The sequence below is a fragment of the Streptomyces sp. NPDC034085 genome (assembly GCF_055575555.1).
Window position 1 is genome coordinate 121522 of record NZ_JBVISL010000002.1, and the last position, 17134, is coordinate 138655.

15 protein-coding genes are annotated in these 17134 nt (G+C 72.4%); 8 read left to right on the forward strand and 7 right to left on the reverse strand.

Going from position 1 to position 17134, the window contains the following annotated elements; all coding sequences use genetic code 11:
• Window positions 1-58: 58 nt before the first annotated feature.
• The 7 genes from ACZ501_RS05740 to ACZ501_RS05770 all read right to left on the reverse strand — a co-directional run bounded on the left by ACZ501_RS05740 (window position 59) and on the right by ACZ501_RS05770 (window position 10278).
• Window positions 59-1378, reverse strand: coding sequence for a M28 family metallopeptidase (locus ACZ501_RS05740; protein WP_361608421.1), 1320 nt, complete (start codon window positions 1376-1378; stop codon window positions 59-61).
• 217 nt (window positions 1379-1595) lie between these two features.
• The gene (rarD, locus tag ACZ501_RS05745) at window positions 1596-2546 is read right to left on the reverse strand and encodes an EamA family transporter RarD (protein WP_361608423.1); all 951 of its coding nucleotides are present in this window, start codon (window positions 2544-2546) and stop codon (window positions 1596-1598) included.
• A gap of 180 nt (window positions 2547-2726) precedes the next feature.
• Window positions 2727-3794: a 2-oxoacid:ferredoxin oxidoreductase subunit beta gene (locus ACZ501_RS05750; protein WP_361608425.1), complete on the reverse strand. Its 1068-nt coding sequence runs from the start codon at window positions 3792-3794 to the stop codon at window positions 2727-2729.
• On the reverse strand, window positions 3787-5733 hold the full coding sequence (locus tag ACZ501_RS05755; RefSeq protein ID WP_361608427.1) for a 2-oxoacid:acceptor oxidoreductase subunit alpha: 1947 nt from the start codon (window positions 5731-5733) through the stop codon (window positions 3787-3789). The genes ACZ501_RS05750 and ACZ501_RS05755 overlap by 8 nt, the downstream gene beginning before the upstream one ends.
• 217 nt (window positions 5734-5950) lie before the next feature.
• Complete coding sequence (locus ACZ501_RS05760) at window positions 5951-6610, reverse strand: response regulator transcription factor (RefSeq protein ID WP_361608429.1); 660 nt, start codon at window positions 6608-6610, stop codon at window positions 5951-5953.
• Between the two features lie 702 nt (window positions 6611-7312).
• Window positions 7313-8608 (reverse strand): sensor histidine kinase, encoded by a 1296-nt coding sequence (locus tag ACZ501_RS05765; RefSeq protein ID WP_468792890.1) that lies wholly within the window; start codon window positions 8606-8608, stop codon window positions 7313-7315.
• Window positions 8609-9117: 509 nt separating this feature from the next.
• Entirely contained in the window at window positions 9118-10278 is a 1161-nt protein-coding gene (locus ACZ501_RS05770) for a sensor histidine kinase (protein ID WP_362458725.1), read from the reverse strand.
• Window positions 10279-10432: 154 nt separating this feature from the next.
• On the opposite strand from ACZ501_RS05770, the gene ACZ501_RS05775 reads away from it, so the two are divergent.
• Genes ACZ501_RS05775 through ACZ501_RS05810 form a run of 8 tightly spaced genes read left to right on the forward strand, consistent with a single transcriptional unit; the run spans window position 10433 to window position 17109 of the window.
• A complete protein-coding gene (locus tag ACZ501_RS05775; RefSeq protein WP_361610751.1) occupies window positions 10433-10840 on the forward strand; it encodes an NADH-quinone oxidoreductase subunit A in 408 nt (135 codons plus the stop codon).
• A complete protein-coding gene (locus ACZ501_RS05780; RefSeq protein ID WP_361610750.1) occupies window positions 10831-11430 on the forward strand; it encodes an NADH-quinone oxidoreductase subunit B in 600 nt (199 codons plus the stop codon). Before ACZ501_RS05775 ends, ACZ501_RS05780 begins: the two co-directional genes overlap by 10 nt.
• Window positions 11427-12533 carry an NADH-quinone oxidoreductase subunit C gene (locus ACZ501_RS05785; protein WP_468792893.1) on the forward strand — a complete coding sequence of 369 codons (1107 nt, stop codon included), beginning with the start codon at window positions 11427-11429 and terminating at the stop codon, window positions 12531-12533. Before ACZ501_RS05780 ends, ACZ501_RS05785 begins: the two co-directional genes overlap by 4 nt.
• Window positions 12530-13498, forward strand: coding sequence for a complex I subunit 1/NuoH family protein (locus ACZ501_RS05790; protein WP_361606133.1), 969 nt, complete (start codon window positions 12530-12532; stop codon window positions 13496-13498). Before ACZ501_RS05785 ends, ACZ501_RS05790 begins: the two co-directional genes overlap by 4 nt.
• Window positions 13498-14118, forward strand: coding sequence for a NuoI/complex I 23 kDa subunit family protein (locus ACZ501_RS05795; protein ID WP_361606136.1), 621 nt, complete (start codon window positions 13498-13500; stop codon window positions 14116-14118). The genes ACZ501_RS05790 and ACZ501_RS05795 overlap by 1 nt, the downstream gene beginning before the upstream one ends.
• Window positions 14118-14750: an NADH-quinone oxidoreductase subunit J family protein gene (locus ACZ501_RS05800; RefSeq protein ID WP_468792895.1), complete on the forward strand. Its 633-nt coding sequence runs from the start codon at window positions 14118-14120 to the stop codon at window positions 14748-14750. The genes ACZ501_RS05795 and ACZ501_RS05800 overlap by 1 nt, the downstream gene beginning before the upstream one ends.
• Window positions 14750-15109, forward strand: coding sequence for an NADH-quinone oxidoreductase subunit NuoK (gene nuoK, locus ACZ501_RS05805; RefSeq protein ID WP_468792898.1), 360 nt, complete (start codon window positions 14750-14752; stop codon window positions 15107-15109). The genes ACZ501_RS05800 and nuoK overlap by 1 nt, the downstream gene beginning before the upstream one ends.
• On the forward strand, window positions 15106-17109 hold the full coding sequence (locus tag ACZ501_RS05810) for an NADH-quinone oxidoreductase subunit 5 family protein (RefSeq protein ID WP_468792901.1): 2004 nt from the start codon (window positions 15106-15108) through the stop codon (window positions 17107-17109). The genes nuoK and ACZ501_RS05810 overlap by 4 nt, the downstream gene beginning before the upstream one ends.
• Window positions 17110-17134: the final 25 nt, after the last annotated feature.

Sequence of the window (17134 nt, forward strand, 5' to 3'; positions counted from 1 at the left end):
ACCGGAGCCGTCCGGGGCCGGGGCCGTCCAGGACCCGGCGGGCCGTCGTCCGGTCCCGTCAGAAGGTGATCTTCCAGCTGTTGATGTAGCCGACGTCCTGCGCGGCCACGTCCTTGACCTGGAGCTTCCAGACGCCGTTGGCGACCTCGCTCGACGCGTTCACCGTGTAGCTCGCCACCACGTTGTCCGCCGAGTCCGAGCTGCTGGAGTTCTTCAGCCGGTACGCCGTCCCGTCCGGGGCGACCAGGTCGATCTGGAGGTCACCGCGGTAGGTGTGGACGATGTTCACGTCCACCTTGGTGGTGGCCGGGGCGTTGCCCGCGACGCCCGAGACCGTGATCGGCGAGGTCACCGCGGCGGCCGGGGAGTCCGGGATGGTCACGTCCGCGGTGTTCTCGAAGGACTGGCCGGGCGGGACGGGGGTGGCCGCCCCCAGGTTCCAGACCGCGTAGGCGATGGCGTCGGCGTTGCGGTCCAGGGCGGTGTCGTTGATGTTCGCCGTGGTGTCGCAGGAGGAGTGGTAGCAGCGGTCGAAGGCCTGACCGGAGGTGCCGCCCCACTTCTGGGCCTGCGCGGCCGTCTTGGTGTAGTCCGCGCCGGAGAACAGGCCGCCGACCGGGATCCCGGCGGACTTGAACGGCGCGTGGTCGGAGCGGCCGTCGCCCTCGGTCTCGATCTCGGTGGGGATGCCGAGGCCCGCGTAGTAGTTCTTGAAGGTCTGCTCGATCGTCGGGTCGTCGTCGTAGACGAAGTAGCCCGGGTTCGGCGAGCCGATCATGTCGAAGTTCAGGTAGCCGGAGATCTTCGCCTTCTCCGTCGCCGGCAGGCTGTTGACGTAGTACTTCGAGCCGACGAGGCCCAGCTCCTCCGCGCCCCACCAGCCGAAGCGCAGGTGCTTGGTCGGCTGGAGGTTCGCGCGGGACACCGCGAGCGCCGTCTCCAGGACGGCCGCCGAGCCGGAGCCGTTGTCGTTGATGCCGGGGCCCGAGGTCACCGAGTCCAGGTGCGAGCCGGACATCAGGACCGAGTTCGGGTCGCCGCCCGGCCAGTCGGCGATCAGGTTGTAGCCGGTGGCGCCGCTGGAGGTGAAGGTCTGGAGCGTGGTGGTGAAGCCCGCCGCGTCCAGCTTGCCCTTCACGTAGTCGATCGAGGCCTTGTAGCCGGCCCGGCCGTGGGCTCGGTTGCCGCCGTTGTTGGTGGCGATGGTCTGGAGCTGTGACAGGTGGGCCTTGACGTTGGCCAGCGGGATGTCGGGCGGCGTCGGCGCTGCCGTGACGGCCGTGGGGGCCGCGAGCGCGGCGGGGGACGTGGCGGACAGCAGCCCCGCGACCGCGAGTGCGGACGCGGCGGCGAGACGCCGGGAGACGGACAGGCTCATGTGGGGGCTCCGGGATTCCGTTTGGGATGATCCGTTGGGGATGAGACGGAACGTGCGGGAATCGTGCAGGTGAGCGTGGTGCGTCAGTGCGAGCCTGATGGTCAGCGAGAGTATGACTATCCGTCAAGACCACAATCCGGTCAGGGGCGTTCGGAAAACGGACGATCCCCGGTACGGATGTTCCGTACCGGGGATCGTGTGGTGCAGGGGCGTGCGGTTACGCGGGCTCGCGGCTCGGCGCCGGCGGCCGGGCGGCGGCGGCCGCCTCGGCGAGCAGGGCCCTGGAGCGCCGGGCGGTCCGCAGGGCGTCCCAGGTCAGCAGCACCAGCGCGGCCCAGACCAGCGAGAAGCCGGCCCACCGCTCGGGCGGCATCGCCTCGTGGAAGTAGACGACCCCGAGCGCGAACTGGAACAGCGGGGCCAGGTACTGGAGCAGTCCCAGCGTGGACAGCGGCACCCGGATCGCGGCCGCCCCGAAGCAGACCAGGGGGATCGCGGTGACCAGCCCCGTCGCGGCGAGCAGCGCGGAGTGTCCGAGCCCCTCCGAGGCGAAGGTCGACCGCCCCTGGACTCCCAGCCACAGCAGGTAGCCGAGGGCGGGCAGGAACTGCAGGGCCGTCTCGGCGGCCAGCGACTCCAGTCCGCCCATGTCGAGCTTCTTCTTGATCAGCCCGTAGGTGGCGAAGGAGAAGGCCAGCGTCAGCGAGATCCACGGGGGCCGCCCGTAGCCGACGGCCAGGACCAGTACGGCGGCGAAGCCGATCCCCACCGCCGCCCACTGGGCCCGGCGCAGCCGCTCGCCCAGCACCAGGACGCCGATGGCGATGGTGACCAGCGGGTTGATGAAGTAGCCGAGGCTGGCCTCGACGACCTGGCCGTTGTTGACCGCCCAGATGTACAGGCCCCAGTTCACGCTGATCACGGTGGCGGCCAGCGCCGTCAGCCCGAGTTTGCGCGGGTGGCGCACCATTTCGCTGATCCACCCCCAGCGCCGCAGCGCGAGGAGCGCGATCCCGACGGCACCCAGCGACCAGACCATGCGGTGGGCGAGGATCTCGATCGCCCCGGAAGGCTTGATGAGGGGCCAGAAGAGGGGGACGAGCCCCCACATCCCATATGCGCCGAATCCGTAGAGCAGACCCGTGCGCTGTTCGTTCTCCGCCTTCACGGGGCCTCCAGTGCGACTTCCAGCCAATCTCACAACCTCAACGACGGTAGCGCCGTACGGCGCCGCTGTCATGCCCGTCTCAGGGAGATGCTCATGACACCCGGGTGGGGATACGACGAAGCCCGGACCCTGGAGCGGGTCCGGGCTGTCGGTCACCGGTCGGCCGGTCGGGCGGTGTGCCTAGCCGACCACGGTCCACGTGTCGGAGCCGGCGAGCAGGGCTGCCAGGTCACCCTTGCCGTGCTGGTCGACGGCGGTGTCGAGCTGGTCGGCCATCAGGGTGTCGTAGACGGGCCGCTGCACGCTCCGGAAGACGCCGACGGGTGTCCGGTGGAGGGTGTCGGGGTCGGCGAGCCTGGAGAGGGCGAAGGCCGTGGTGGGGCTGGCGGCGTGGGCGTCGTGGGTGAGGATCTGTGCTTCGTTCTGCGGGGTGACCTCGACGACTTCGAGGTCACCGGTGCCGGGGTTGCGGATGACGCCCTTGGTGTCGCCGGCGCCGAAGCGGATGGGCCGGCCGTGTTCGAGGCGGATGACCGCGTCCTGGGCCTGGTCCTGGTCCTTGAGGGCGTCGAAGGCGCCGTCGTTGAAGATGTTGCAGTTCTGGTAGATCTCGACGAGGGCGGTGCCGGGGTGGTCGGCGGCCTGGCGCAGGACTTCGGTGAGGTGTCGGCGGTCGGAGTCGATGGTGCGCGCGACGAAGGAGGCTTCGGCTCCGAGGGCGAGGGAGACGGGGTTGAAGGGGGCGTCGAGGGAGCCCATGGGGGTGGACTTGGTGATTTTGCCGAGTTCCGAGGTGGGGGAGTACTGGCCTTTGGTGAGGCCGTAGATCCGGTTGTTGAAGAGGAGGATCTTGAGGTTGACGTTGCGGCGCAGGGCGTGGATGAGGTGGTTGCCGCCGATGGAGAGGGCGTCGCCGTCGCCGGTGACGACCCAGACGGAGAGGTCCCGGCGGGAGGTGGCCAGGCCGGTGGCGATGGCGGGGGCGCGGCCGTGGATGGAGTGCATCCCGTAGGTGTTCATGTAGTACGGGAAGCGGGAGGAGCAGCCGATGCCGGAGACGAAGACGATGTTCTCCCGGGCGAGGCCGAGCTCGGGCATGAAGCCCTGTACGGCGGCCAGGACCGCGTAGTCACCGCAGCCCGGACACCACCGGACCTCCTGGTCCGACTTGAAGTCCTTCATCGACTGCTTCGCCTCGGCCTTGGGGACCAGGGACAGCAGGGTGGGGGCGTCGGTCACCTCAGTCATTGATGGCCTCCTCGAGAACCTTCGCGAGCTGCTCCGCCTTGAAGGGCATTCCGTTGACCTGGTTGTACGACTGGGCGTCGACCAAGTACCTCGCCCGGATCAGGGTGGCCAGCTGCCCGAGGTTCATCTCGGGCACCACTACCTTGTCGTAACGCTTCAGGACCTCTCCGAGATTCCTCGGGAAGGGGTTGAGGTGGCGCAGGTGGGCCTGCGCGATCGGGGTTCCGTGCCGGCGCAGGCGGCGGACGGCGGCGGTGACGGGGCCGTAGGTGGAGCCCCAGCCCAGGACGAGGGTGCGGGCGCCGTCCGGGTCGTCGACGTCCAGGTCCGGGACCTCGATGCCGTCGATCTTGGCCTGGCGGGTGCGGACCATGAAGTCGTGGTTGGCCGGGTCGTAGGAGATGTTGCCCGTGCCGTCCTGCTTCTCGATCCCGCCGATCCGGTGCTCCAGGCCCGGCGTGCCCGGCACCGCCCACGGGCGGGCCCGGGTCTGCGGGTCGCGCTTGTAGGGCCAGAACACCTCGGTGCCGTCGGCCAGCGTGTGGTTCGGGGCCGTCGCGAACTGGACCGTGAGGTCGGGGAGGTCGGCCACGTCGGGGATCCGCCAGGGCTCGGAGCCGTTGGCGAGATACCCGTCGGAGAGCAGGAAGACCGGCGTCCGGTAGGTGAGGGCGATCCGGGCCGCGTCCAGTGCGGCGTCGAAGCAGTCCGCCGGGGTGCGCGGGGCGACGATCGGGACGGGGGCCTCGCCGTTGCGGCCGTACATGGCCTGGAGGAGGTCGGCCTGCTCGGTCTTGGTGGGCAGGCCGGTGGAGGGGCCGCCGCGCTGGATGTCCACGATCAGGAGCGGCAGCTCCAGGGACACGGCCAGGCCGATGGTCTCCGACTTCAGGGCCACGCCCGGGCCCGAGGTGGTGGTGACGGCGAGCGAGCCGCCGAAGGCCGCGCCGAGCGCGGCGCCGATGCCGGCGATCTCGTCCTCGGCCTGGAAGGTCCGCACGCCGAAGTTCTTGTGCTTCGACAGCTCGTGCAGGATGTCCGAGGCCGGGGTGATCGGGTACGAGCCCAGGTAGAGCGGCAGGTCGGCCTGCTGGGCCGCGGCGATCAGGCCGTAGGACAGGGCCAGGTTCCCGGAGATGTTGCGGTAGGTGCCGGTCGGGAACGCCTGCGTCGCGGGAGCGACCTCGTAGGAGACGGCGAAGTCCTCGGTGGTCTCGCCGAAGTTCCAGCCGGCCCGGAAGGCGACGATGTTCGCCTCGGCGATGTCCGGCTTCTTCGCGAACTTCTGCCGCAGGAAGTTCTCCGTCGCCTCGGTGGGGCGGTGGTACATCCAGCTCAGCAGGCCCAGCGCGAACATGTTCTTGCTGCGCTCCGCCTCCTTGCGGCTGAGGCCGAAGTCCTTCAGCGCCTCCACCGTCAGGGTGGTCAGCGGCACCGGGTGGATGTTGTAGGCCGAGAGGGAGCCGTCCTCCAGCGGGGAGGTTTCGTAGCCGACCTTGGCCATGGGCCGCTTGGTGAACTCGTCGGTGTTGACGATGATCTCCGCGCCGCGCGGCACGTCGGCGATGTTGGCCTTCAGGGCCGCCGGATTCATCGCGACCAGCACGTTCGGCGCGTCACCGGGGGTCAGGATGTCGTGGTCGGCGAAGTGCAGCTGGAACGAGGACACGCCCGGCAGGGTTCCGGCAGGCGCCCGGATCTCGGCGGGGAAGTTCGGCAGCGTGGAGAGGTCGTTTCCGAAGGACGCCGTCTCCGAGGTGAAACGGTCACCCGTCAGCTGCATACCGTCACCCGAGTCACCCGCGAAACGGATGATCACGCGGTCTACGCGACGGATCTCCTTGCCGGCTCCACCGGGCTGAGGCGCGGTGCGCTGCTCGCCGATGGACCCACCGGCCCCGTCGGCCTGCTCGGCCGGGCTACTGACCTGGCTGGTCACTGAACTGGACCTCCTTCGAGGCGCGGGCGCTCGCTCCCAGAGCCAACCCTACGTCCGCGGGGTCGTCCGGCCCTGGGTCGCCCGCATTCTGGACCGCCCCTTTCCGGGGCGGCCTGTCCGACAGACGTCGTGCACTACTCGAAATATTCCAAACCAACCGGCGGTCGCCGGGGCGCGCGCCGGAGCGGCGCGTCCTGCCTGACAGGGTGTCAGTCCATCAGGACCTCAGATAGGTGAGGACCGCCAGTACACGCCGGTGATCCCCGTCACTCGGGGACAGCCCCAGCTTCATGAAGATGTTGCTGACGTGCTTCTCCACGGCTCCGTCGCTCACCACGAGCTGCTTGGCCACGGCGGAATTCGTGCGTCCTTCGGCCATCAGGCCCAGTACCTCCCGCTCGCGCGGGGTCAGACCGGCGAGGACGTCCTGCTTGCGGCTGCGCCCCAGCAGCTGGGCGACGACCTCCGGGTCCAGCGCGGTACCGCCCCGGGCGACGCGCACCACGGCGTCGAGGAACTCGCGGACCTCGGCCACGCGGTCCTTGAGCAGGTAGCCCACGCCGGTGCTGGAACCGGCCAGCAGTTCGGTGGCGTACTGCTCCTCCACGTACTGCGACAGGACGAGCACCCCGATGCCGGGGTAGTCGCGGCGCAGGCGGACGGCGGCGCGTACGCCTTCGTCCGTGTGGGTGGGGGGCATCCGCACGTCGGCCACCACGACGTCCGGCAGCGCGTCCTCGGCGGCGAGCTCGGCCACCGTCTTGAGCAGGGCTTCCGCGTCCCCGACGCCGGCCACGACGTCATGCCCCCGGTCGGTCAGCAGCCGGGTCAGGCCCTCACGGAGCAGCACTGAGTCCTCGGCGATGACCACACGCACCCTGTCGTCCACGTTCCAGCAGCTCCCGCGTCACTCGTCCACCCACTTGGCAGGGCCAAGCATCCCAGCCGGACCCCTGGCGGAGGGCGAATCCCGGCCAGGAAGCGAATAGATGGCCAAAACCCTTGCCGATGCCCTGGCCGGGCGGGGTGCCGGGTGGGGGCGCCCCCAGGGGGAGCGGGGGGCGTGGGCGGGCGGTGTGGGATTGCCGGTGTCCCGGCGGGGCCGGTGCCCTGGCCGGGCGCGGTCGGGTGGGGTGGCTGCGTGTGGGCCGGGGCCGGGGGCGGGGTGGGGTGTCGTCCGGGACGGGCTTCGATGTTCGGCGCCTGTTCCGGGTGTGGTGTGCGGGGCGGTGCCTCGCGCCGAATTCATCTCGTTTTAGTCCCGGACGACACCCCACCCCGCCCCCGCCCCCTCCGGTGAGTGCCCAACCCAGCCTCGCCGGCGTTTGAGGCGCGGGGGTCCGGGGGCTGGCCCCCGGGAAACGGTCCGCAGGCGCATGACCGGCGTCGGCACATCCAGCCCCGCCGGCGTTTGAGGCGCGGGGTCTGGGGCGGAGCCCCAGGGTCTTGCAGCCCCGCCGGCGTTTGAGGCGTGGGTCCGGGCAGCGCCCGGGGAACGGGCGAAGGGCGGGGAGGGGACCGGCTCCGCGCAGCGGCACATCACCCCGCAGGCGGCGGACGGCCCCGGGAGGAACCCCCGTCAGCCGCGGTCAGGACGCCATGGGAGGTCCGCCGTGACCACCGTCCCCTCCCCCTCCGGGGAGTCCACCGCGAACACCCCGTCCACCGCGTCCAGCCGCTCCGCGAGCCCCGCCAGCCCGCTCCCGCCGGAGGGCCTCGCCCCGCCGCGCCCGTCGTCGCTGACCTGGATCAGCAGCCGTTCCCCGGACTTCCACACCTCGACCCGCGCGCCCCGCGCCCCGGCGTGCTTGCTGACGTTCTGGAGCAGCTCGGAGACCGTGAAGTAGGCGATGCCCTCGATCGCCGCCGCCGGCCGGGCCGGCAGGTCCACCTCCACCCGCACCGGCACCGCGCAGCGGGAGGCCACCGACGACAGGGCGGCGTCCAGCCCCCGGTCGGTCAGCACCGCCGGGTGGATGCCCCGGGCGAGGTCGCGCAGCTCCTGGAGGGCGATCTTCACCTCGCCGTGGGCTTCGTCCACCATGCGGGCGGCGGCCTGCGGGTCCTCGGCGAGCTTCTCCTTCGCCAGCCCCAGGTCCATGGCCAGCGCCACCAGGCGGGCCTGCGCCCCGTCGTGCAGGTCGCGTTCGATGCGCCGCAGGTCGGCGGCGGCGGTGTCCACGACCGTCCCGCGGTCGGACTCCAGCTCGCTGACCCGGTCGTCGAGGCGGGACCGGCCGAGCAGCCCGCCGACCAGGACGCGGTCCACGGTGGTCAGGGCCCGCAGGACCCACGGGGTGGCCAGCGTCAGGCCCAGCCCGACGGCGAAGGCGGCGGCGATCGACAGGGGGGAGTCGAGGTAGAAGGCGTAGTCGCCGTTCTGGAGGACCGGCAGACCCGGCTCGTCGGTGAAGGCGGGGAAGACCCAGAACCACAGCGGGTACAGCAGCATGCTCCAGCCGGCGCTCCACAGCACCACCGCCGTCGAGAAGGCGAACACCGCCCACGGCAGGTGGACCACCGAGTACAGCGCGTGCCGCCAGGCGCTGCCGCTCTTGAGCAGTGCCCCGACCATGGCCACCGCGCCGCTCTTGGCCGGGCGGACCGGTGCCGGATCGGCGAGCGGGACCCGCAGCATCCCGCGCACCCGGGCCCGCTCCACCTGCCCGAACCCCCGGCACATGGCCAGCGCCCCGGCCAGCACCGGCACCCCGACGAACGTCACGAGCAGCCCGGCGCCGAGGGCCACTCCGGTGACGGCGAGCGAGAAGTACAGGGTGCTGAGGGGGAGGCCGACGAGCAGGTACGCGAACTCGCGCCAGGTCTGCGCGGCCACCGGGGCCCGTAGCACCGCAGCCGCCTTGCCGTTGCCCATGATCCCGACCCGCCCTTCAGCTCATCCGTTGACCCTCCCACCCTGCCGCCCGCCCCTCTGCCCGAGCCATGAGGCGAGTCGGCGTCTCCCCCGGGGGGATAACCCCACCCACCGCGCCCGGCACCGAGGCGCGGAATCGGGGCGGAGCCGTGGCCTTCCGGCCCGGCCGGCACGCTCCAGCCCCGCCCGGCACCGAGGCGCGGAATCGGGGCAGAGCCGTGGCCTTCCGGCCCGGCCGGCACGCTCCAGCCCGCTGGGCGTTCGCGGTGCGGGTCGGGGCGGAGCCCCTGGGCCTTTCAGCCCCGCCGGCGTGTGAGGCGCAGGGTCCGGGGCGGTGCTCCTGGGCCTTTCAGCCCCGCCGGCGTTTGAGGCGCGGGGTCCGGGGCGGAGCCCCGGGGAACGGTGGAAGGGCGGGTAGGGGACACCACCCCGCGCAGCGGCACACCACCCGCAGGCGCTCTCCCGCCGGCACCGGCCCGCACGGCACCGGCACCGCCACCCGCACCCCCCTACGCGCGGTCGCGCCACGGCAGCTCCGCCGTCGCCACCGTCCCCTCCCCCTCGGGGGAGTCCACGGCGAACACTCCGTCCACCGCCCGCAACCGCTCCGCCAGCCCCGCCAGCCCGCTCCCGCCGGAGGCCCTGGCTCCGCCGCGGCCGTCGTCGGAGACCCGGACCAGCAGCCGGGCGCCCGCCCGCCACACCTCGACGCTCGCGCCCCGCGCCCCCGCGTGCTTGCTGACGTTCTGCAGCAGCTCGGAGACCGTGAAGTACGCGATCCCCTCGATCGCCTCCGCCGGCCGCGCCGGCAGGTCCACGAGCACCTTGACCGGCACCAGGCACCGCGAGGCCACCGACGACAGCGCCGCGTCCAGCCCCCGGTCGGTCAGCACCGCCGGGTGGATCCCGCGGGCCAGGTCCCGCAGCTCCCGCAGCGCCAGCTTCACCTCGCCGTGCGCCTCGTCGACCATGGCGGCCGCGCCCTCCGGGTCCTCGAGCAGCTTCTCCTTGGCCAGGCCCAGCCCCATGGCGAGCGCCACCAGGCGTGCCTGGGCCCCGTCGTGCAGGTCCCGTTCGATGCGCCGCAGGTCGGCGGCCGCGGTGTCCACGACGACCCCGCGCCCGGTCTCCAGCTCGGCGATGCGCCGCTCCAGCTCGTCGGAGGGCGACAGCAGGCCCCGTACCATCGCGCGGTCCACGTTCGCCAGGCCGCGCACCACGTACGGCAGGACCGGCCACAGCACGAACAGGCCCGTCAGCGCGATACTGAAGGTCAGTACTCCCCACGGCAGCCGGACCAGCTCGTACAGCACGGTCCGCCAGCCCACCGGGTCCTTGAGCCCGGCCCACAGCCAGGCGAAGAACCCGCCGGCCCGCCCCGGCCCCGGCAGCGGGGTCGGCTCGTCCACCCGCACGCCCAGCAGGGCCCGCGCCCGGACGCGGTCGAGCTTTCCGAGCTGCCGGGAACCGAGGAGACCGCATGTGATCAACGGCAGTCCGATCGCGGTCACGGACAGACCGCCCGCCGTTGCGAGCATGAAAACCGTGTAAACAAATCCGATCAACGCCACCGGCAGATTGCTCAGCAGATAAGCGATTTCCTTCCACGTGGCCGCGTCGAAGGCGGGGCGCACGGGAGGGGGAGCGGAAGCTTGATCGTTCGCGGTCATGCGGCTCAGCCTGCCAAGTCCGCCCGGCCGACGCCATGGGGCGGCCGGGCGGAGTGAACGGGGGGTAACCCCACCCCGTGCAGCCCAGGCCCTAGACTCCCTGCCGTACCAGATCACCAGATCGTCGACAGTGGCCGAGGAGCGAGGAACGGACGTGCCCGACCCAACGGTATCGACAGCAGCCGTGATCGCGGCGGACTACTTCCGGAGCTATTCGGTCGTGGGCCTGCTCGCGGTGCTCGGCGTGCTCTTCGTCGCCGTGGCCTTCGGCGCCGGCCGCCTGCTGCGGCCCGTGGTCCCGACCCCCGAGAAGCTGCTGACGTACGAGTGCGGCGTGGACCCCGTGGGCGAGGGCTGGGCGCACACCCAGGTCCGCTACTACGTCTACTCCTTCCTCTACGTCGTCTTCGCCGTCGACTCGATCTTCCTCTTCCCGTGGGCGACGGTGTTCGCCGCCGCCGGTTACGGCGCCACGACCCTGGTCGAGATGTTCGTCTTCCTGGGGTTCCTGGCCGTCGGCCTGCTCTACGCGTACAAGAAGGGCGTCCTCGAATGGACGTGACACCGGCCGTCACCCCGGAGCCCCAGCCGCTTCCGGAGCCGAAGAGGCTGGGAGTGCTCTCCCGCCTCGCCCCGGAGCCCATGAAGGTGGTCCTGAACTGGGGCCGCCGCTACAGCCTGTGGGTCTTCAACTTCGGCCTCGCCTGCTGCGCGATCGAGTTCATCGCCGCGTCCATGGCCCGCCACGACTTCATCCGCCTGGGTGTCATCCCGTTCGCGCCCGGGCCGCGCCAGGCCGACCTGATGATCGTCTCCGGCACGGTGACGGACAAGATGGCCCCGGCCGTCAGGCGCCTGTACGAGCAGATGCCCGAGCCGAAGTACGTCATCTCCTTCGGCGCCTGCTCCAACTGCGGCGGGCCGTACTGGGACTCGTACTCCGTCACCAAGGGCGTGGACCAGATCATTCCGGTCGACGTCTACGTGCCGGGCTGCCCGCCGCGCCCGGAGGCCCTCCTCCAGGGCATCCTCAAACTCCAGGAGAAGATCGCCCGGGAGTCCCTGGCGGACCGTTACGCGGCGACCCCGTCCGTCGCCCAGCTCACCAGCGGCCTGGTCACCCCGCCGCCCGCACCGGGGGCCGGCGCGTGAACCTCTACGACTCCCTCCCCGAAGCGGCCGCGACGGTATTCGGCGCCGAGGCCGTGGCCTCGTCCGCGTACGACGTCCTCACCGTCGACGTCCCGGCCGGCTCCTGGATCCCCGCGCTGGAGATCGCCCGCGACAAGCTCGGCTGCACCTACTTCGACTGGCTGAGCGCCGTCGACGAACCCGGCACGGGCTTCCGCGTCTGCGCGCACGTCGTCGCCCTGGAGAACCACCGGGTGCGCCGCCTGCTGCTGCGTACGACCGTTCCGCACGCGGCGCCCTCCCTCCCCTCGGCCGTCGCGGTGTACGCGGGCGCGGCCTGGCACGAGCGGGAGACCTTCGAGATGTTCGGGGTGACCTTCACCGACCACCCGAACCTCGTCCACCTGCTGCTCCCCGAGAACTTCGAGGGACACCCGCTGCGCAAGGACTTCGTCCTGGCGGCGCGCGTCGCCAAGGCCTGGCCCGGAGCCAAGGAGCCGGGCGAGGCGCACGATCCCGACGCCCCCAAGCGCCGCCAGATGCTCCCTCCCGGGGTACCGGACCCGAACGACTGGGGCCCCCTCAAGGGCCAGCTGCCCCCGGCCCCGGCCCGGCCGGCCCGCACCCCGCGGGGCGCGGCGGCCGGCGCCGGCCCGGCGCGCGCCCCCCGCGAGGGCGCCCCGGTACGCCGCACCCGCTCGGTGACGGAGGGCTCGGCCACCCAGGCGGCCGCCGCCGGCGAGGGCGCCCCGGACACCCCGCGCCCGCCGCGCCGCACCCGCTCGGTGACGGACGGCTCCGCCAGCCAGGCGGCCGCCGCCCCGGACACCGCCGGCGAGGGCGTCCCGCAGACCCCGCGCCCGCCGCGCCGCACCCGCTCGGTGACGGAGGGCTCCGCCAGCCAGGCCACCCCGGCCCCGGCCGAGCCGGCCGACGCCCCTGACGCCCCGCGCCCGGTCACCCCGCCGGCGGCGAAACGCAGCGCGGACGCGCCCTGGCACGACCCGAAGCCCGCCTTCGAGGAGCCCCCGGCCACCACCGCACCGCAGCCGGACCCCGGCCGCGAGCCCGAGCCCGACACCGACCCCAAGCCCGACCCCGACACCACCGGAGGCGACGCGTGAACGACGTCCTCGACGTCGCCCTGCGACTGATCGTCGTCTTCGCCGTCTTCCTCGTGCTGCCGCTCGTCATCGGGCAGACCGAGCACAAGGTGATGGCGCACATGCAGGGCCGCCTCGGCCCCATGTACGCGGGCGGCTTCCACGGCTGGGCCCAGCTCGTCGCCGACGGCGTGAAGTTCGCGCAGAAGGAGGACATCGTCCCGGCCAACGCCGACCGGCGGATCTTCCAGCTCGCCCCCGCCGTCGCGCTGCTGCCGTACCTCCTCGTCCTGCTCGCCATCCCCATCGGCCCGGGCAACGGCGCGGTCGGCCAGGTCATCGACGCGGGCCTCTTCTTCGCGCTCGCCGTGATGGGCGTCGGCGTGCTCGGCAGCCTCATGGGCGGCTGGGCCTCCGCCAACAAGTTCTCCCTGCTCGGCGGCCTGCGCACCGCGGCCCAGCTGCTCGCGTACGAGCTGCCCATGCTGCTGGCCGCCGCCTCGGTCGCCATGGCCGCCGGGACCGTCTCCCTGCCCGGCATCGTCGGCGCGTTCGAGTGGTGGTGGCTGCCCTGGCAGATCATCGGCGCGGTCGTCTTCTTCACCGCCGGCCTCGCCGAACTCCAGCGGCCCCCGTTCGACATGCCCGTCGCCGACTCCGAGATCATCTTCGGCGCCTACACCGAGTACACCGGCCTGCGCTTCGCGCTGTTCCTGCTCGCCGAGTACGCCGGCATCGTCGTCCTCTGCGCCCTCACCACCGTCCTCTTCCTCGGCGGCTGGCACGGCCCCTTCGGCGGTGACGACCTCGCCTGGTTCTGGACCCTGCTCAAGACCGCCCTCCTCGCCTTCGTCGTCATCTGGCTCCGGGTGAGCTACCCGCGCCTGCGCGAGGATCAGCTCCAGAAGCTCGCCTGGACCGTACTCATCCCCCTCGCGCTCGCCCAGATCGCGCTCACCGGCATCGTGAAGGTGGCGATCCAGTAATGCCCCCGATTCCCGGATCCGGCCTCGCCAAGGGCCTGGCCGTCACCCTGCGCACGATGACCAAGCGCGCGCACACCGCCCAGTACCCCGAGGTGCAGCCCGAGCTCCCGCCCCGCAGCCGCGGGGTCATCGGCCTGTTCGAGGAGAACTGCACGGTCTGCATGCTGTGCGCCCGCGAGTGCCCCGACTGGTGCATCTACATCGACTCCCACAAGGAGACGGTGCCGGCCGCCACGCCCGGCGGCCGCGAGCGCAGCCGCAACGTCCTCGACCGCTTCGCCATCGACTTCTCCCTCTGCATGTACTGCGGCATCTGCATCGAGGTGTGCCCCTTCGACGCCCTCTTCTGGTCGCCGGAGTTCGAGTACGCGGAGACCGACATCCACGAGCTCACCCACGAGCGCGACAAGCTGCGCGAGTGGATGTGGACCGTGCCGGCCCCGCCCGCCCTCGACCCCGCGGCGGAGGAGCCCAAGGAGGTCGCGGCCGCCCGCAAGGCCGTGGAGAAGGCCGAAGCCGCCGCCGCAGCCGAAGCCGCCGCGGCGGCCGCAGCGGCGCAGGCCGGATCGGCCCCGCCCGCCGACGGCACCCCCGACACCCCGGCGGGAGGCACCGCCTGATGTACGCCGCCCACCTCGCAGCGGCCGCGGCCGTCGGCGCCCCCGCGCCCGCGCCCGGCCCCGGCTTCCTCTCGCCGACCGGCGTCGAGATCGCCTTCCTCCTCGTCGGCCTCGCCACCCTCGGCGCGGCCGTCATCACCGTCACCACCAAGCAGCTCGTGCACGCCGCCCTGTGGCTGGTCGTCGCGCTCGGCGGGATCGCCGTCGAGTACCTGCTGCTGACCGCCGAGTTCATCGCCTGGGTCCAGGTCCTGATCTACCTCGGCTCCGTGGTCGTCCTCCTCCTCTTCGGGCTGATGCTCACCAAGGCCCCCATCGGCCGTTCCCCGGATGCCGACTCCGGCAACCGCCCGGTGGCGCTCGCCGTCGCCGCGGCCGCCGGAGCCTCGCTCGTCTGGGTCGTCACCGACGCCTTCCGCACCACCTGGATCGACCTCGACGGACCCGCCCAGGGCTCCACCAAGGTCTCCGGGGAGATCCTCTTCCAGCACTGGGTGCTGCCCTTCGAGGCGCTCTCCGTGCTCCTCCTCGCCGCCCTGATCGGCGCCATCGTGCTCTCCCGCCGCAACACCCCCGCCGAGGAAGCCGCCGACGCCGCCGCCCGCGCGGGCCGCCAGGAGGAACAGCGCTGATGCACCTCGCCTACCCCGCGGTCCTCGCGGCCCTCCTCTTCGCCACCGGCCTCTACGGAGTGCTCGCCCGCCGCAACGCCATCCTGGTCCTGATGTCCGTCGAGCTCATGCTCAACGCCGTCAACCTCAACCTGGTGGCCTTCGACGTCTGGCTCCGCGACACCCTGCACGCCGGCCAGGCCCTCACCCTCTTCACGATCGCCATCGCCGCCGCCGAGATCGGCATCGGCCTCGCCATCGTGCTGATGGTGTACCGCAACCGGGGCACCTCGGACGTCGACAAGCTCCGCGACACCGCCGAGGGCCGCGACAGCGGCCGGCCCGACGACACCACTGCCCGGCCGGAGGTCGCCGCGTGAGCACCACGACCCTCGCGGTCCTCGTCCCCCTCCTCCCGTTCCTCGGCGCGGTCGCAGGTCTCCTCCTGGGCCGCTCGGCTCCCGGCTTCGTCAGGCCGCTCGCCGTGCTCCCGGCCCTGGCCGCGGCCGTCCTGGCCGTGCTCGTCGCCGTCCGCCAGGGAGGCGGACCGGCCATCGACACCGCGACCGAGCTGACCCCGACCGGCTCGGTGCCGATCGAGCTGTCACTCCACCTGGACGGCTTCGCCGTCCTGGTCGCCGCCCTCGTCGGGGTCGTCGCCACCTGCGTACAGCTCTACTCGACGGCGTACCTCCGCGAGGACCCGCGCTACCCCTCGTACGCCGCGCTGGTCTCCCTGTTCACCTCCGCCATGCTGCTCGTCGTCTACTCCGGCGACCTCATGGTGCTGCTGGTCGGCTGGGAGGTCATGGGCATCTGCTCGTACTTCCTCGTCGGCCACTACTGGGAGACCGAGGCGGCCCGCTCCGCCTCCCTCAAGGCCTTCCTCGTCACCAAGCTCGGCGACGTCCCCTTCCTCATCGGCCTGTTCGCGCTCGCCGCCGACGCCGGCTCCTTCCGGATCACCAAGATCCTCGGCACCGTCGCCGCGGGCGGACTCGACCACCCGACGCTCATCGCCCTGCTCCTGCTCGCCGGTGTCGCCGGCAAGTCCGCGCAGTTCCCGCTGCACACCTGGCTCCCGGACGCCATGGCCGGCCCCACCCCGGTCTCCGCGCTGATCCACGCCGCCACGATGGTCGCCGCCGGTGTCTACTTCATCGCCCGCCTCCTGCCCGTCTTCACGGCCTCGCGGGCCGCACTGGTGGTCATGGCCGTCATGGCCGCCGTCACGATGGTCGGCTCCGCCCTCGCCGCCCTCGCCCAGGACGACATCAAGCGCGTCCTCGCCTACTCCACGGTCGGCCAGCTCGGCTACATGACCGGGGCCCTGGCCGTCGGCGACCGCGGCGCCGCCGTCTTCCACCTCCTGTCCCACGGCGCCTTCAAGGCGCTCCTCTTCCTCGGCGCGGGCGTCATCATCCACGCCGCCGGAACGAACTCCCTGGCCGCCATGTCCCGTATGGACGGCCTGGCCAAGCGCATCCCCGACGCCTTCTGGACGATGACGGTCGCGCTGCTCGCGCTCGCCGCCATCCCGCCCTTCGCCGGCTTCTTCTCCAAGGAAGCCGTCCTCGTCGCCGCCGAGCACACCGCCGGCGGACACTCCGACCTCGTGCCCGGCGCGGCCGGCTGGATCGTCCTGACCGCCGGCCTGCTGACCGCCCTGCTCACCGCCGCCTACGCCACCCGGCTGTGGCTGATGGCCTTCCGCGGCCGGGGCGCCGCCGCCCCCGACCACGGCAGGGAACCCGTCGCCATGACCGGTGTGCTGTGGCTGCTGGCCGTCCCGTCCGTCGCCTTCGGCCTCGCCGCCGGCCCCCTCGCCGACTGGTTCGACGGCAGGGAACTCACCCCGTCCGTGACCACCTCCGTCCTCGGCACGGGCGCCGCCCTGATCGGCGTGGTGCTCACGTACGCCCTCTGGCAGCGCGCCACCGCCCGCGCCGCCGCCGGGATCCGCAACGGAGCCGCCGTGCCCGCCTCCGTCGCGGCCGCCGAATCCGCCGCCGAGACCCCTGAGGTGGCCGAGGTGACCCACGACCACCCCGCCGTCCCGGCCGCCCCCGCGGCCGACCCCGGCCGGGCCCTGCTCGGTCCGCTGCACCGCCACGCCGCCGACGGCTTCCACCTCGACGCCGTCTACGACCGGCTCTTCGTCCGCCCCACCCGGGCGGCCGCGGGCCTGGTGCGCTTCCTGGACCGCGAGGTCGTCGACACGTACGTCCGCGGCGCGGGCACCGGCCCCCGGCTGCTCGGCAGCCTCGTCCGCCGGGCCCAGACCGGCAACGTGCAGAGCTACCTGAGCGCCCTGCTCGCCGGCGCCGTGGTCCTGGCGATCGCCACCGCCGTCCTCGCCAACGTCAACGCCGGATCGTGAGCCGAGAGTCAGCCGTGATCGATAT

Coding starts and splice junctions, on each gene's coding strand:
- ACZ501_RS05800 (WP_468792895.1), top strand. CDS start 14,118: ATGTACGCCGCCCACCTCGCAGCGGCCGCGGCCGTCGGCGCCCCCGCG.
- ACZ501_RS05740 (WP_361608421.1), bottom strand. CDS start 1,378: ATGAGCCTGTCCGTCTCCCGGCGTCTCGCCGCCGCGTCCGCACTCGCG.
- nuoK (WP_468792898.1), top strand. CDS start 14,750: ATGCACCTCGCCTACCCCGCGGTCCTCGCGGCCCTCCTCTTCGCCACC.
- ACZ501_RS05780 (WP_361610750.1), top strand. CDS start 10,831: ATGGACGTGACACCGGCCGTCACCCCGGAGCCCCAGCCGCTTCCGGAG.
- ACZ501_RS05770 (WP_362458725.1), bottom strand. CDS start 10,278: ATGACCGCGAACGATCAAGCTTCCGCTCCCCCTCCCGTGCGCCCCGCC.
- ACZ501_RS05795 (WP_361606136.1), top strand. CDS start 13,498: ATGCCCCCGATTCCCGGATCCGGCCTCGCCAAGGGCCTGGCCGTCACC.
- ACZ501_RS05765 (WP_468792890.1), bottom strand. CDS start 8,608: ATGGGCAACGGCAAGGCGGCTGCGGTGCTACGGGCCCCGGTGGCCGCG.
- ACZ501_RS05750 (WP_361608425.1), bottom strand. CDS start 3,794: ATGACTGAGGTGACCGACGCCCCCACCCTGCTGTCCCTGGTCCCCAAG.